Source organism: Massilia endophytica, from assembly GCF_021165955.1.
Classification (GTDB): Bacteria; Pseudomonadota; Gammaproteobacteria; order Burkholderiales; family Burkholderiaceae_D; genus Rugamonas; species Rugamonas endophytica.
The window spans coordinates 5,309,530-5,323,158 of record NZ_CP088952.1; the positions used below are offsets into that span (position 1 = coordinate 5,309,530).

Consider the following 13,629-nt stretch of genomic DNA (forward strand, 5'->3'; position numbering starts at 1 on the left):
GGCGGTGGCCGGTTTTCAGCTCAGCGCAAGGGCTGCAGCGCCCTTTCGATGCGCCGGGAAGCCTCCCCCTTCTGCGCAACGAAGCTCGCCGTCAGGCTGTGGGCGTTGGTTCCCATGAAGGCTCCCTTGAGCGGCCCGGCGGCTGTTGCGCCCGATTCGAAACGCAGCATGCCAAGCATTACGTAGGGAACGGCGATCGTCGTGTACGTGACGCCGATGGCCGCGCGCACGGTGCTGCCGGGCGCCACTTCCACGGGCGTGTCGAAGCCCCAGTTGCGGGTGCTGGTATGGGCGCCGTTCGGCATGAAACGGTCGCCTTCCGCGCTCAGCACCACCGCGTCGCCGTCCACCTGCGGCGCCGCCGCCATGAAGTGGGCGTCCGCGCTGTAGCGGGCGGACGTGGAATTGGTCCACGCCCGGGTTTCGGTCACGGCGACAGCGCCCACCAGGCGGTGCATCTCGGCGTCTGCCGCATGGTTGCCGATCGTTTCGCTGTACAGGCTCGCAGGGCTGGTGCGCAGCACGCAGCTGCCGCCAAGGTCGTAATCGATGTGCAGTACTTCCACGATGCTTTCGACGCGGTCCGTGGCGCCGCTGGCCCAGATCAGGCCGCAGCTGTCCGCCGGACCCCGGCCTTTGCGGATGGAGAAATTGCCGTCGTCCTGCATGGCGGCGTAGAAGTCGCTGCCCTTGGCCGTGATCTGGCTCCCCCAGTGCCAGCCCTCGTTGTGTTCGAGGTCCGCGCCGCGGTAGATGCAGAAGTTACCGTCCGCCTGTACCAAAGCGAAATAGTCGCCGGGCGCTCCTGCCTTGCCGCTGCTCCAGAGCAGTGCCGCAGGATCGCTGCTGTCGACGCCGCGGAAGATGGCGAAGGTGCCATCCTCGCGCAGGGTGGCGGTAAAGAGTCCGTTATCCGATACGAGGTAGTCGCCCACCGCGAAAATCTGGTGCATGGCGAGCATGGCCTCGTGGCGGCGGCCGGGCGGACGGCGGTACAGGGAAGCTGGAACGAGGCCTGGCTTGGTGCAGGCGGTGGTGCTGGTGAAATCGGGCATTGGACACATGGCAGGATTCTTGTAGGTTTGATGTGGCCAGTATGCGATTTGCTTCCGGGACGCAACAGCGCAGATCGGTATCAGTTGCAGCGTAAAATGGTTGTCTCGCCAACTTTCCAATGGGAAATACCTTGCCATCGCCCCTGGAGCTCGCCGCCAACGCGGTCATGACGGTGTCCATCGTCCTCGCCGGACGCAATAATGTGCATTCCTGGTGGCTGGGCGTGGTGGGCTGCACGATGTTCGCCTTTCTTTTCTACGGTGTGCAGCTGTATGCGGACGTGGCCCTCCAGCTCTTCTTCGTCGCCACCTGCCTGCTTGGCTGGCTGCAGTGGCTGCGCGGGGCAGGCGGCGAAGCGCTGCCCGTCAGCTCCGCCCACATGAAAACGCTGCTGCGCATGGCGCTGGCCGGGATGGCGGCGACGCTTGCCTACGGCCTGCTGCTCAAGCAGTTCACGGACGCCTACGCGCCCTTCATCGATTCGGCCGTGCTGGCCTTTTCCATCGTCGCCCAGCTGCTGCTGATGTGGCGGCGCGTGGAAACCTGGCCGGTGTGGCTGCTGGTGAACACCGTGTCGGTGCCGCTGTACGCCAGCCGTGGCCTGTACCTGACGGCCGCACTGTACGCGGCCTACTGGGTCAACGCGCTCGTTTCCTGGTGGTGGTGGCGGCGCCAGATGCAGCAGCCTACTGCAGCTTGAAGACGGCGGTCACCGACTGCAGGAAGGGGATCGACACCGGCACCGCGTAGCTGGATGCTGGCGTGCGCGGAGGCCGGGGCAGGGCGCTTGTGCCGGGCTTCTCCACGAAGGGCGCGGAGACCTTGTCGAGAGGGCCGCGTGCAATGGCCATGGCCGGTCCCAGCTTGCGGCCGAAGGACTCGGCCAGCTGGAGGGCGTTCTGGCGCGCTTCGGCGGCCGCGTCTTTCATCAGCTGGCGGTTGATCTCGCCTGCGTCGGTGCGGTCGAAGGAGGTGCTGATGCTGTCGATGTGGTCCAGCGCGAGCAGGGCGGCAAGTAGCTGCGGCCACGCCGCCAGGTCGCGCACCTGAATGCGGAAGTGGCGGCCCAGCGACCAGGCGGTGGTAGCCCCGTCCGCAGCGGGCCGGTTCAGGTTCACGCTCTTGCGGCTCAGTTCATAGTTTTCGATATCCGCCTCCGGAATGCCCTGTTCGGCGAGCAGGGCCAGCACCGATTTATCCACCGTTTCCAGCGCGGCCGCCGCGGCCGCGCCGTCGCTGTGCTGGGCGCCCGTGTCGAACTGCAGCTCGCCGATGTCGGGCCGAAGCCAGAGCTGCGCCCGGCCCGCGGTACTGACGAAGGGGTAGGGCGGCAGGGGCGACGCATTGGCGGCGCCGCACAGGCTCGCCAACAGCAGCAAGAGGGCAAACTTCTTCATTGGATTCTCCTTGTCAGAATTTGTGTTCGAGGCTCAGGCGCAGGCGCGCATGGCCAGGGTCGGTAACCGTGCGGGTAACGGCGTCGTATCGGGAGGCGCGGATGCTGCCGCTTCCCAGCAGATTGCCGAGGAAGATACGCAGCTGGGTCTGGGTATCGAACTTCCACAGCGCATAGACATCCAGCTGGCGTCCGGCATTCAGGTAGCGGCTTTCGGACAGCGAGCGCCGCGACCAGCCGCCGCCACGGAAGACGAAGCTGGCGCCTGTGGTCAGCCGGCCGGCGGCGCGGTCCACGGCGAAGGTGGCGGACAGCGGGACCTGCTGCGCCAGCCGGTTGTCCGGCCCGGGAATTGCGTCCACCCGGGACCAGTTGCGGCTGACGCTTGCCTTGATATCCATTGCAGGCGCCTGCGGGAGCAGTACGGTAAGGGGAAACCTGGCCTCCAGCTCCAGCGAGCGCGTTTGCGCTCCGCCTGCATTGGCCGGGGATGCGAGCCATCGCCCATCCGCATCCTGGCTGACGCGGGTCATGGTGGCATTGGCGATGCGCCGCAGCGAAACGGCCGCCGACAGCATGGCCCCCCTGGCCCAGTAGTATTCGTAGGATGCGTCGGCACCCGTTGCCAGCTCGGGCTTGAGCGCCGGGTTGCCTTGCGTGTCAGGGTCGTTGGGCGAGTTGTTCACCGAGGTCCGCCTGTCCGGAACAAGGTCGCCCACGTCCGGTGCCCTGAATGTGCGCGTCAAGGCGAATCGCAACTGGTCGCCTGCCTCGGGCCGCAGCTTGTAGAGTGTTTGCAGGATCGGGCTCCAGATTTGCGAACTGGAAGCCGCGGGAGCGAAACTGGTTCCGGTGCTTGCGGTACGCAGCGATTCCCAGCGCGCGCCCGCGTACACCGACCATTTGGGCGTAACGGTCCATTCGTCCTGCCCGAACAGCGCAAGGCGCCGGGTGCGCGCCGTGGAATGCTCGCCGCTGTCCTGCGGGGCGGGACCGGAGCGCTCCACTTCGCGGCGCGACTCATTGCGCCTGAGAGTGCTGGCCTCGAAGCCGCTTGCAAGGAGATGGCCTTCGCCGAGGGGAGCGAAGTATTTGCCGCTGGTGCTGGCGCCTGGGCTGGTGTCCTGCGTATCCAGCGTGTTGTCGAGAGCCGCTGTGCCGCCATGCCCGAACCGGTGCAGGCTGCGCGTGGTCTCGCCGCGCTGGACGGCGGTCTTCAACTCCACCTTGCCGCCGTGTTCCAGCCGGTGCAGCCAGCTCAGGTCGGCCTTCCACTGCGCGCTCCTGCTGTCGCCATGGCGCGCCAACAGGGGAAAGCGTGCCGCGTCTCCGGCCTGGGTGGCGGTGGCCTCGTCGGCATCGTAGGGAACACGGTTGGCGTCGGCGTATCCCTGCAGGGCGAGCTGGTCGCCGTTGGGCAGTTGCCATTGCAGCCGTGGCACGACGTTCACAAGGGCGAAACGAAGGCGCTCATGCGACGCCGTATCGCGCGACAGGCCGGGCCCCCTTTCGGCGGCAGTGATATCGCGTTCGATCCAGGTCTGGCGGCTGCGAACGCTGACGGTCCATGACATCTTGTCCACCCGGTCTGCAAGCTGCAGCAGCGTGCGCGCCGTGCGGTCGGCCGCGTCCTTCTCCGCGTTGAGCTGAACCTCGCGCTGCGGCTTGCTCACGGTCTTCTTCAGCACCACGTTGATGATGCCTGCGACGGACTCGGTGGTGTATTCGGCGCTGGCGCTGCGCAGCACCTCGATGCGCTCGACTTGCGCGGGCGCGAGCGAATCGAGTGAAAGTCCCATCGGTGCGCGCTCTCCGTTCACCAGGATGCGCGTGTAGCCCGCGCCCAGGCCGCGCATGCGTATATCGATGCCACGCCCGTTGGTGACGACGGTGACTCCCGGCACACGCTTCAGCGCATCGGCCACCGTGGGGTCGCCGTACTTCGCGAGGTCCGCCTGGCTCAGCACGATCTTGCTGGCGGTATCGTCGCGGCGCGGATCGTAGGCCTCCGCATTGGCGGTGACCTGTACCGAGGTGATGGGAGTGGATTCCTGCGATTTTGCGGGCGCCGCGCCGAGCGCCGTAACGGCGAGCGCGGCCACCCTTCCAGCTTTGGAAAGCATCTACCAGCCTTGTGCGAAGAGTTTCGTTCGGGCCGGCAGAGGCCCAGCGTCAGATCAGTGCAGCGTCCAGATGTACTGCATCTGCATCCAGGCAGCGACGGGCTTGCCGTTGCGGGTCGCCGGTTTGAACATGCACTTGCTGATGCCCACGCGCGCCGCTTCGTCCAACAGCGGGTCGCCGCTCGAACTCTTCAGCTGGTAGTCGGTAACCCGGCCCTCCGCGCTGATCAGGAAGCGCAGATGGACGGTTCCCGTGTGTTCGGCTGCGAGCGAGGACCTCGGCCATTCGGGCTTCTTGCAGCTGCTGAAGTCCGCCACCGCTTTGGTGTCCACGGGATCGTCCGGCCCCTGGGCGCTGGCGAAGCTTGCGCAGCCTGCGCAGGCCACGGCGAGTGTCAGCAGCGCGGCTGCGGATTTCCAGCTGCTTTGGGATTGGGCGGGGCGCAGCAGTCGGGTAATGCGGTGCATCAGGTCTCCTCCGTTGGCCGCAAGGGCCGTTTGGTGATGGGAAAACTGGAGCTTCTCCAGTTCGGAAAGGGCCAGGGCAAGCTGGCGGGGCCCGCCCGCCACGGCGCTGGCGATATCGTCCGCGATCAGTTCGCGTTCGGCGCGGACGCGGCGCGACAGCCACCACACGGCCGGGTGATAGAACAGCAGCGTTTCGATGGCGTTCTGCAGCAGGTTGACGAGATAGTCGAAACGGCGCACATGGGCCAGTTCGTGCGCGAGCAGCGCCTGCAGCAGCTCCGTGGGCAGGCCGGACATCAGCGCAGCCGGCACCAGCACCACGGGCCGCCACCAGCCGGCCGTGATGGGACTCGCCAGCGTATCGACAATGCGCAGGCACACCACGCGGCGGATACCCATGGCCTGCGCCAGGCGGTCCATGCGCAGCTGCCATGCCGCGTCGATCCTGCCGAGGCGCGCGGCGCGCTGAATCCACAGCAGCCCCAGTGTCGTGCGAAGGCAGAGCGCCACGATGCAGGCCGCCCATGCGAGCACAATGAGCGTCATGTGTTCCTGCAGCTTCGGCAGCAGACCGCGGCTCGGCGCAATGGTTTCGATGGCGCCGGATACCGGTGTCGCCAGGCCGATGGCGGCGGCATCGAGGCGGCCCACCAGTTCGGCGGCAGGCCAGAGAATGCACAGCAGCAGCGCGGCGCAGGCCACCAGGTAGCGCACCTGTGGCCGCGCTCCGCGCAGCGCCGCCAGCGCCAGCGCGGCAGCCAGGCCAATCAGCGCGCCCTGCCAGACGAAGTGCAGCAGGGTCCAACCCAGTGCGTTGACGAAGACGCTCATTCCTTCTCCTCCTTCAGCATGCGTTCGATCTCTTCACGTTCCTTGCGCGAGATGCCGGTGCGCAGGGCCGCCAGCACAAGGGCCTTGGCCGAACCGGCGAAGGCGCGCTGCAGCAGGTCCTGCAGCAGGTTGGTCTGCAGCGCGTCCTTCGGCTGGGCGGGCGCGTAGACGTGGGAGCGCTGGCTTTCGTCGCGGATCAGCAGGCCCTTGCCGTGCATGATCTGCATGAGGCGCAGCACGGCGCCATAGGCCAGGTCGGGCTTTTCGGCCAGCATGGCTTCATGCACCTGTTTGGCGGTGGCGGAGCCCAGCGGCCACAAGGCCTGCAGTAGTTCCAGCTCTGCCGGTGTCGGTTTGGGAAGTGGTTTGTTCATGATTCATCCTCGTCGATGGACGTAGAATAGTACGTCTAGACAAAGATGTATACTTCTATCCGCTACGAAGAAATTACGCTGTGGCGTAAACTAGACAGCTTTGTATAGTTCAGATGCGTCCGATGGGATTGAGCTGGGCGTGGATGCGCGCTGCCAGCTCGCCGGGCACAAAGGGCTTGCTGACACAGTCGGCCGCGCCGAGGGCCGAACCTTTGAGGCGCACCTCGGCCGCATCCGCGCCGCTGAGGAAGATGACGGGAATGTCGCGCGTGAGCGGATTGGCTTTCAGCAGGCGGCAGCAGGTGTAGCCGTCCATGTCCGGCATGCGCACGTCGAGCAGGATCAGGTCCGGCTGCTGTTCCGTTGCCAGCCGGTAGGCCTGATGGCCGTTGAACGCCACTGCCACGCGGTAGGGAAGTTCGCTCAGCAGGTCGACCAGCATGCGTTGCTCGAACGCGGAATCGTCCACGATCAGAATATTGCGCACGCTTACGTCACTGGTCAGGTACATGCTTTCGGTCCGCTGAAATGTGCCGCCATTATGCCCGTGTTTACTGCTTTTGAAACCTGTGATTTTTGGAGAGTCTTTTGGCCTGCTTTTTGCGGTACAACTATGTACGTTTCATAGTGAGAACAAGCAGCGCGGCATGTGATTTTTCACGTGTCCGGTGAGCCGGAAAACTCACGCAATGTCACCGCGCCGGCGGCGATCCGGCGCACCCTGAAAGCGGCATGCAAGACATGCAAAAAAATATTATTGGGAGGTTTTATGAAGCACACAGATTTCGGGCTGATGCCGTGTCCGATCGCCCGCAGCCTCGGTAAAGTTGGAGAGTGGTGGAGCATCCTGATCCTGCGCGACGCCTTCTATGGCCTGACGCGCTTCGACGAGTTCGAGAAGAGCCTGAAGATCGCGCCCAATATGCTCACGCGCCGCCTGGCGGGGCTGGTGCAGAGCGGCTTGATGGAAAAGCGCCAGTACAGCACGCGTCCGCCGCGCTACGAATACATCCTCACCAAGGAAGGCCGTGCCTTCAAGCCGGTGCTGCTGGCCTTCATCGCCTGGGGCAACGAGCATCTCGCACCGGAAGGCGCCAGCCTGCTGGTGGTGAGCCGTGAAACGGGCAAGCCTGCGGACCAGGTGCTGGTGGACGCCAACAGCGGCCTGGCCATCAACGACGAGGACTATATGTTCGCGCCCGGTCCGGCGGCCAACGAGATGATGCGCATGCGCCTGAACGAAGTGGGCAAGCGCATGGCGTCCTGATTCAGGGTTCCAGCTGGCGGTAGACTGCATCCGCAATGTCGGCCAGGCGCGCCTTGGGCACGCTGGCGGACAGCGCATAGCCGAAACTGCCATCGATCCAGTAGAAGACGCTCACCGCGCCTTCCTGCGCGAAGCGGAAGCCCGTGTCCTGCTTGCCGCGCTGGCCGGGGCTCACATACAGGGTGAGGCGCTGGCCCGCGGCATCGGCATACATGAACTGCGCCACCGGGCCGCTGTCGCCGGGCAGCAGGCGTCCGCCCACCAGCTCATAGCCCTGCTGCGCCAGCAGCGGGGGACGCAGCGCCGCACCCAGCCGCTTGGAGAGCCAGGCCACAAGGTGCTGCTGCTGGTCGGCGCCCACTTCCACGGGATGCCGCACTTCCGGACTGTAGACCGCATGCGCCAGCGCCGCCTGGCGCGGCAGGGCGGTGCGCGCCTGGGCGGCCAGCACCGCATCGTCCTGCTGCAGGCGGTCGTGCAGCATCCAGCCCCCGGCGCCGCCCAGCAGGCCCGCGCCCACGGCGATCGCCAGTCCCGCCACCAGGCGCTGCGAAGGCAGGCGCCAGCGGCGCTGCGGCACGCCGGCCAGGCTTGGCGGCAGGGTTTCGTCGAGCACGGGGTTGAAGAGGGCGCGCAGGCCCGCATTCTGTTCGCGGTAGGCGCGCAGGCGCTTCGCTTCCTGGGGATGATCGTTCAGGTACTGGTCGACGGCGGCCCGGCGCGCAGCGGGCAGGCGGCCATCGACCCAGGCCTGCAGTTCGGCTTCGCTGACGGTATTCATTTCACCACCTTGAGGGGAACGGGCACGGGGTGCCCGAGCATGAGGAGGCGCAGGCGCTCGCGGGCGCGCGACAGGCGCGACATCACCGTGCCTGGCGGAATGCCGAGCGTGGCCGCCACCTCCTCGTAAGTCATTTCTTCCAGCGCCACCAGCAGGAGCACCTCGCGCTGCTCGGGCGGCAGCAGGGGGAGGGCGGCATCCAGCTCGCGCAGTTCCAGCGTGCCGGTGGAGGGCGTGGACTGCACGAGATCCTCGCTCAGGGCCACCAGCTCGGGCGCGGGGCGGCGCAGGCGGTCCACGTGCAGGTTGTGCATGATGGAGAACAGCCAGGGCCGCATGTCGCTGCCCTGGCGCCAGGACGACAGGCGTTTCCAGGCCCGTTCGACCGTGTCCTGCACCAGGTCGTCCGCCTCGCTGCGGTCGCCCAGCAGCGCCCGCGCGTAGCGGCGCAGGCGCGGCAGGCAGTCGAGCAGCTGGGCGCTGTCGTCCCGCATCCGGCTCAGTCCTTCACCACGTGCCAGACGTCCTTGAAGTTGTCGCCGCTGCGTTCGCCCGCCTTGGCATCCTTGGCGTAGTAATACAGGGGCTTGCCCTTGTAGGCCAGCTGGCGCATGCCGTCCTCGCGCGTGATGACGCTGTAGGGGGCGCTCACCTCGGCGGGTGCGGGCACGGCGGGCCACAGCTTCAGGCAGCCGTCCATGCAGGCGCTCTTGCCGCTGTTGGCGCTGTCCTTGTCGAAGGTATAGACCGTCATGCCCTTGTCGTCGACAAGGACGCCGTCGCTCTTCTTGAGCGGATCGGCCGCGTGGGCGGCGCCTGCGATGGCCAGGACGGCGGCCAGCATAAGGATTTTCTTCATCTTGATCTCCTGCGTAATGGTTGAGGGTGCTGCACCGGGGTATACGTAGTGTGCGGCCTCGCTATTCCAACCAACGTAGAATTATTTTCGCTCCAAGCATAGAACAAAAATCCTGGAAGCGGCCTTTTCTGTTACACAACACACAGGGAGATTCGCAATGAACAAAGCAAGGATGTGGAAGAGCTATATGGCGGTGCCCGTTCTGGCAGCTCTGCTGGGCATGGGCTCGGCCTATGCGCAATCGCTCGCCGGCGCCGACCAGAAGGCGCTGAAGGATATGGCCATGGCCAATATGGCCGAGGTCGAAGCAGGCAAGATGGCCCTGCAAAAATCGCAGAACGCGGAAGTGAAGGCCTTTGCCCAGCAGATGGTGGACGACCATACCAAGGGCCTGGACGAGGTCAAGAAGGTGGCCGCGGCCAAGAACGTCACCCTGCCCAGCGAACTGGATGCCAAACACAAGGCCATGGCGAAGAAGCTGGATGCCATGTCCGGCGACAAATTCGACCGCGCCTATCTCGACCAGGCGGGCGTGAAGAGCCACAAGGAAGCGCATGCCCTGGTCACGAAGACGCAGTCCAAGGCCAAGGACGCCGAAGTGAAGGAACTGGCTGCCAAGCTCCAGCCCACCATCGACCAGCACATGGGCCACGTGCAGCAGCTGAGCGCCAGCATCAAGGGCGGCACCGCCATGGGTTCCAGCGGCAGCGCCGGCAGCACTGGCAGCGGCAAGGCGCACAAGGATAAGGACATGAAGCGCGGCGACACCACGTCGATGCCGGGCAGGAACGACGATTCCGGCACGGCTGGCAGCGGCACCGAGAACATGGGCACCACCAGCAGCGGCAACACCGATGCCAGCGGCACCAGCAAGGTCGGCGCCACCACGAGCAGCGGCACCCAGATGCCGGACAAGAGCACCCGCCCCGCACCGAAAGACAGCGGCAACACCGATTCCCCCAACAATCCGGCCAACCCGGCCAACAAGGTCACCCGCTAACATCCCCCGCTCCCGCCCTCCGCGGGAGCATTACCTTCCCCTGTCGTGTTCTTGTCTCAAAGACATTTCCTTTTATCACATTTTCCATACGAAACCAGTTTTTGTCAGGAAGTATGGAATAATGAGCAGTAGGAATTTACCTTGGGGAAGCCCTTGCTGGACATTTTCGCGCTCGACAACGAGGTGGCGCAATGGGAGGCGGAATTGCCGGAATCGCACGGCGTACCGCGTCTGCATCTGCTCGCCCGGCTCGCCTGGCACCTGCGCCAGCGGGACGTCGCACGCGCCCAGCAATACGCGGCCGAGGCCGTGCCCCTGCTTTTCCTCCTGCCCGAAGCCGAGCAAAACAATCTTTCCGCCCGCTACACCCTGGTCGAAGCCGAATCGCGCTGGCTGTTCGGCGAGCTCGATGCGGCCCAGGCCCTGGCCGAACAGGCGCAGCGCGAGTTCGCGCGCCTGGAAGCGCCCCTTGGCGAGGCCGATGCGCACTGGCTGCTGGCCTGGATCGCCACCGACCGCGGCGACTCCGGCCGCAGCGACCGCGAACTGGAGCTGGCCGCCGCCGCGGCCCGCACCGCGGGCGATCCCATGCGGGTGGAGGTGTTCGAAGCGGCCGCCGCCCTGTGCAGCGTGTTCCGCAACCTGCACTCCGCCATGGTGCGCTGGGGCGGGCGTTTCAGCGAACAGCTGGACGGGCAGCATCCCGTTGCGGCGGGCTGGATCAGCGACTATCTCGGCACGAGCGCCTTCCAGGCCGCCGATTTCGGCCGCGCCATCAGCCACCTCATGGTGGCCTTCGAAGCGGCCATGGCCACCGGCCAGCTGCGCCGGGCCATTATCATCGCCACCAATATCGGCAACGGCTTCACCAGCCTGAATGCCCACGACGCGGCGCTGGAGTGGATGCAGCGCGGCCTCGATATCGCGCGCCCCACCGGCTGGCCCATGAGCGTGGGGCTGTGCCAGATGCAGACGGCGGAAACCCTGCGCCAGCTGGGCCAGCGCGACGCTGCGCGCAGCCTGCTGCGCGAGGCGCTGGAAACCCTGAGGCCCGTATCCGGCTCGCGCGCCTATGCCGTGGCGCTGGAATACCAGGGCGACCTGGCGCTGGACCTGGGCGACTACGGCGCCGCCCTGCACAGCTTCCGCGACCTGGAGCGGCGCGGCGATGCGCTCGACCAGAGCGATTTCCGCAGCGGCGCGCGGCGCGGCCAGGCGCATGCCCTGTCGATGCTGGACCGTCCGCAGGAAGCGCAGGAAGCGGCCCGCGCGGCGCTGGCCATGGCCAGCGAACAGGGCGACCCCTATAACCAGATCGCCGCGCTGCGCGTGCTGGCCGAAATCCATGCGGCCCACGTGCTGCCCGACCCCGAGCCGATGGATGCGCCGAACGCCGTGCTGCACTACCTGCAGCTGGCCATGTCCACCGCCGCCACGATCGAAGGCTACATCATCCCGGGCGTGGTGCTGGACGCGGCCGCGCGCGAGTACGCCGCGGCAGGCGACTACGAACGCGCCTACGAAATCTCGCTGCAGGCCAGCGCCGCGCGCGACAAGACGCACAGCCAGGAAGCCACCAACCGCGCCATCGCCATGCAGGTGCAGTACCAGACCGAGCGCGCGCAGACGGAAGGCGAGCATCACCGCGCGCTGGCGGAAGCCGAAGCCAAGCGCGCCGAGGTGCTGCAGCAGACCACCGCCACGCTCAGCCACCTGAGCGCCATCGGCCAGGAGATCACGGCCCACCTGGATGCGGCGGCCGTCTTCCGCGCCCTGGACCGCCACGTGCACGGCCTGCTGGACGCGACCCATTTCTCCGTCTTCCTGCTGGAGCCGAACGGCCTTTACCTGCACTGCGCCTTCGGCGTGGAAGCGGGCATGACCCTGCCAGCGACGCGCCACGCCCTGGACGATCCGCATGCCAATTCCGCGCGCTGCGTGCGCGAGCGGCGCGAGATCCTGATCGAGATCGATGGCGGCGCCGCGACACCGAACCTGATTCCCGGCACCCTGCCGACCCTCAGCCTGCTGTTTGCGCCGCTCACCATCGGCGAGCGCGTGCTGGGCGTGATGACGGTGCAGTCCCTGCTGGCCCACGCCTACGGCGAACGCGAACGCATGATCTTCCGCACCCTGTGCGCCTACGGCGCCATCGCGCTGGACAACGCGGCCGCCTACCGCCAGGTGGCCGCTACCTTGAAGACCCTGAGCGCGACCCAGGCGCAGCTGCTGGAAAAGAACCTGGAGCTGGAGCGCGCCTACAAGGCGCTGGAGGACGTGAGCCTCACCGACCAGCTGACCGGCCTGCGCAACCGCCGCTTCTTCCTGCAGCATGTGGAGGCGGACGTGGCGCTCAGCCTGCGCCGCTATGACGAAAGGGCAACGTCGGCATCGCCCGACCGCGACCTCGTCTTCTTCATGGTGGACATGGACTACTTCAAGGAAGTGAACGACACCCACGGCCACGCGGCGGGCGACGCGATCCTGGTGCAGATGCAGGAGCGCCTGCGCGAAGTGTTCCGTGAAACGGACTATCTGGTGCGCTGGGGCGGCGAAGAATTCCTCGTGCTGGCGCGCGCCATCCAGCGCGAAGAGGCATGGGCGGTGGCCGAGCGCGTGCGCAATGCCGTGGCCTCGCGTCCCTTCGAACTGCCGGACGGGCACTGCATCGACCGCAGCTGCTCCATCGGCTTCGCCTGCTTCCCCTTCCTGCCGGAAGCCCCGCGCCTGCTCAACTGGTCGCAGGTGGTGGGCCTGGCCGACCAGGCCCTGTATGTGGCCAAGCATTCGGGCCGCAACGGCTGGGCCGGCCTGTACGCCACCCAGGCTACCCCGCAGGGCGACCTGTACGACCATCTGGTGACGGACCTGAAGCAGGCTGTCGAGCGCGGGGAAGTGAAGGTGGTCACCAGCATCACCCAGCCGCTCGCGCTGAACGGCTCGCCGCGCCGCGCCGGACTGGCGCGCGGCGCCGCTTAATACTGCACCGGCGCTTCCACCGTAATCTCGGCCTTCAGCGAGTTCGCGATGTAGCACTTCTCGTGCGACTCGTGGTGGATCGCCGCAATCTCTTCCTCCCCCGGCCAGGCCGTTCCCGCGAACACGATGTTGGGACGCAGCGTAATGCTGGTCATGGACATGCGGCCGCTGGCGTCCTTCTCCAGCAGGCCCACGGCATGGTCGCTGTAGCTTTCCACGGTATGGCCGCGCTTCGCCGCGATGGAGAGGAAGAACAGCATGTGGCAGCTGGAGGCCGCGGCCACCAGCGCCTCTTCGGGATCGACATTCTCCGCGTTCGACATCGGCAGCGGCACCGAAAGCGGGGAAGAAGAGGCCTGCACGCGCGCGCCGCCGTCGAAAATCCACTCGTGGGCGCGGCTGTATTTCTGGTCGAGGAAAGGCTGGCCCTTGCGCTGCCATTCCAGCTTGGCTTCGAATTGCATGAATGCTCCTGCTGCGTTGGTGAGAAGTCCA

The 13,629-nt window shown here is 66.4% G+C and carries 14 protein-coding genes; 4 read left to right on the forward strand and 10 right to left on the reverse strand.

Translation table 11 applies throughout. The annotated features are described in order from the left end of the window. Nucleotides 1-20: 20 nt before the first annotated feature. Nucleotides 21-1,064, reverse strand: coding sequence for a hypothetical protein (locus LSQ66_RS24325; RefSeq protein ID WP_231767728.1), 1,044 nt, complete (start codon nt 1,062-1,064; stop codon nt 21-23). Between the two features lie 122 nt (nt 1,065-1,186). On the opposite strand from LSQ66_RS24325, the gene pnuC reads away from it, so the two are divergent. Then, a complete protein-coding gene (pnuC, locus tag LSQ66_RS24330) occupies nt 1,187-1,756 on the forward strand; it encodes a nicotinamide riboside transporter PnuC (protein WP_231767729.1) in 570 nt (189 codons plus the stop codon). Here the strand turns inward: pnuC and LSQ66_RS24335 are convergent. The 5 genes from LSQ66_RS24335 to LSQ66_RS24355 all read right to left on the reverse strand — a co-directional run bounded on the left by LSQ66_RS24335 (nt 1,743) and on the right by LSQ66_RS24355 (nt 6,759). After that, complete coding sequence (locus tag LSQ66_RS24335) at nt 1,743-2,453, reverse strand: SIMPL domain-containing protein (RefSeq protein ID WP_231767730.1); 711 nt, start codon at nt 2,451-2,453, stop codon at nt 1,743-1,745. The genes pnuC and LSQ66_RS24335 overlap by 14 nt on opposite strands. Nucleotides 2,454-2,466: 13 nt before the next feature. Then, nucleotides 2,467-4,575 (reverse strand): TonB-dependent receptor plug domain-containing protein, encoded by a 2,109-nt coding sequence (locus tag LSQ66_RS24340; protein ID WP_231767731.1) that lies wholly within the window; start codon nt 4,573-4,575, stop codon nt 2,467-2,469. Nucleotides 4,576-4,629: 54 nt separating this feature from the next. Further along, entirely contained in the window at nt 4,630-5,874 is a 1,245-nt protein-coding gene (locus LSQ66_RS24345; protein ID WP_231767732.1) for a M56 family metallopeptidase, read from the reverse strand. Beyond that, nucleotides 5,871-6,248, reverse strand: coding sequence for a BlaI/MecI/CopY family transcriptional regulator (locus tag LSQ66_RS24350; protein ID WP_231767733.1), 378 nt, complete (start codon nt 6,246-6,248; stop codon nt 5,871-5,873). The genes LSQ66_RS24345 and LSQ66_RS24350 overlap by 4 nt, the downstream gene beginning before the upstream one ends. A 109-nt stretch (nt 6,249-6,357) precedes the next feature. Continuing rightward, entirely contained in the window at nt 6,358-6,759 is a 402-nt protein-coding gene (locus tag LSQ66_RS24355) for a response regulator (protein ID WP_231767734.1), read from the reverse strand. 258 nt (nt 6,760-7,017) lie between these two features. On the opposite strand from LSQ66_RS24355, the gene LSQ66_RS24360 reads away from it, so the two are divergent. After that, nucleotides 7,018-7,515: a winged helix-turn-helix transcriptional regulator gene (locus LSQ66_RS24360; RefSeq protein WP_231767735.1), complete on the forward strand. Its 498-nt coding sequence runs from the start codon at nt 7,018-7,020 to the stop codon at nt 7,513-7,515. Between the two features lies 1 nt (nt 7,516). Here the strand turns inward: LSQ66_RS24360 and LSQ66_RS24365 are convergent, their stop codons facing one another. From LSQ66_RS24365 to LSQ66_RS24375, 3 genes are read right to left on the reverse strand one after another with little or no spacing between them, the layout of a single operon-like run. Further along, on the reverse strand, nt 7,517-8,296 hold the full coding sequence (locus LSQ66_RS24365) for an anti-sigma factor family protein (protein WP_231767736.1): 780 nt from the start codon (nt 8,294-8,296) through the stop codon (nt 7,517-7,519). Continuing rightward, entirely contained in the window at nt 8,293-8,790 is a 498-nt protein-coding gene (locus tag LSQ66_RS24370; protein WP_231767737.1) for an RNA polymerase sigma factor, read from the reverse strand. Before LSQ66_RS24370 ends, LSQ66_RS24365 begins: the two co-directional genes overlap by 4 nt. Nucleotides 8,791-8,795: 5 nt before the next feature. Then, nucleotides 8,796-9,155, reverse strand: a complete 360-nt coding sequence (locus LSQ66_RS24375; RefSeq protein WP_407659549.1) for a COG4315 family predicted lipoprotein — start codon at nt 9,153-9,155, stop codon at nt 8,796-8,798. Between the two features lie 157 nt (nt 9,156-9,312). On the opposite strand from LSQ66_RS24375, the gene LSQ66_RS24380 reads away from it, so the two are divergent. Both LSQ66_RS24380 and LSQ66_RS24385 read left to right on the forward strand, forming a co-directional pair. Next, nucleotides 9,313-10,155 (forward strand): DUF4142 domain-containing protein, encoded by an 843-nt coding sequence (locus tag LSQ66_RS24380; RefSeq protein WP_231767738.1) that lies wholly within the window; start codon nt 9,313-9,315, stop codon nt 10,153-10,155. A gap of 153 nt (nt 10,156-10,308) precedes the next feature. Next, on the forward strand, nt 10,309-13,134 hold the full coding sequence (locus tag LSQ66_RS24385) for a sensor domain-containing diguanylate cyclase (protein WP_231767739.1): 2,826 nt from the start codon (nt 10,309-10,311) through the stop codon (nt 13,132-13,134). Here the strand turns inward: LSQ66_RS24385 and LSQ66_RS24390 are convergent. Next, nucleotides 13,131-13,598, reverse strand: a complete 468-nt coding sequence (locus LSQ66_RS24390; RefSeq protein ID WP_231767740.1) for an OsmC family protein — start codon at nt 13,596-13,598, stop codon at nt 13,131-13,133. The genes LSQ66_RS24385 and LSQ66_RS24390 overlap by 4 nt on opposite strands. Nucleotides 13,599-13,629 lie beyond the last annotated feature (31 nt).

Excerpts from the sequence above, each read along its gene's own strand:
- LSQ66_RS24325 (WP_231767728.1), bottom strand. The coding sequence starts at position 1,064 with ATGTGTCCAATGCCCGATTTCACCAGCACCACCGCCTGCACCAAGCCA.
- LSQ66_RS24335 (WP_231767730.1), bottom strand. The coding sequence starts at position 2,453 with ATGAAGAAGTTTGCCCTCTTGCTGCTGTTGGCGAGCCTGTGCGGCGCC.
- LSQ66_RS24340 (WP_231767731.1), bottom strand. The coding sequence starts at position 4,575 with ATGCTTTCCAAAGCTGGAAGGGTGGCCGCGCTCGCCGTTACGGCGCTC.
- LSQ66_RS24345 (WP_231767732.1), bottom strand. The coding sequence starts at position 5,874 with ATGAGCGTCTTCGTCAACGCACTGGGTTGGACCCTGCTGCACTTCGTC.
- LSQ66_RS24350 (WP_231767733.1), bottom strand. The coding sequence starts at position 6,248 with ATGAACAAACCACTTCCCAAACCGACACCGGCAGAGCTGGAACTACTG.
- LSQ66_RS24355 (WP_231767734.1), bottom strand. The coding sequence starts at position 6,759 with ATGTACCTGACCAGTGACGTAAGCGTGCGCAATATTCTGATCGTGGAC.
- LSQ66_RS24360 (WP_231767735.1), top strand. The coding sequence starts at position 7,018 with ATGAAGCACACAGATTTCGGGCTGATGCCGTGTCCGATCGCCCGCAGC.
- LSQ66_RS24365 (WP_231767736.1), bottom strand. The coding sequence starts at position 8,296 with ATGAATACCGTCAGCGAAGCCGAACTGCAGGCCTGGGTCGATGGCCGC.
- LSQ66_RS24370 (WP_231767737.1), bottom strand. The coding sequence starts at position 8,790 with ATGCGGGACGACAGCGCCCAGCTGCTCGACTGCCTGCCGCGCCTGCGC.
- LSQ66_RS24375 (WP_407659549.1), bottom strand. The coding sequence starts at position 9,155 with ATGAAGAAAATCCTTATGCTGGCCGCCGTCCTGGCCATCGCAGGCGCC.
- LSQ66_RS24380 (WP_231767738.1), top strand. The coding sequence starts at position 9,313 with ATGAACAAAGCAAGGATGTGGAAGAGCTATATGGCGGTGCCCGTTCTG.
- LSQ66_RS24390 (WP_231767740.1), bottom strand. The coding sequence starts at position 13,598 with ATGCAATTCGAAGCCAAGCTGGAATGGCAGCGCAAGGGCCAGCCTTTC.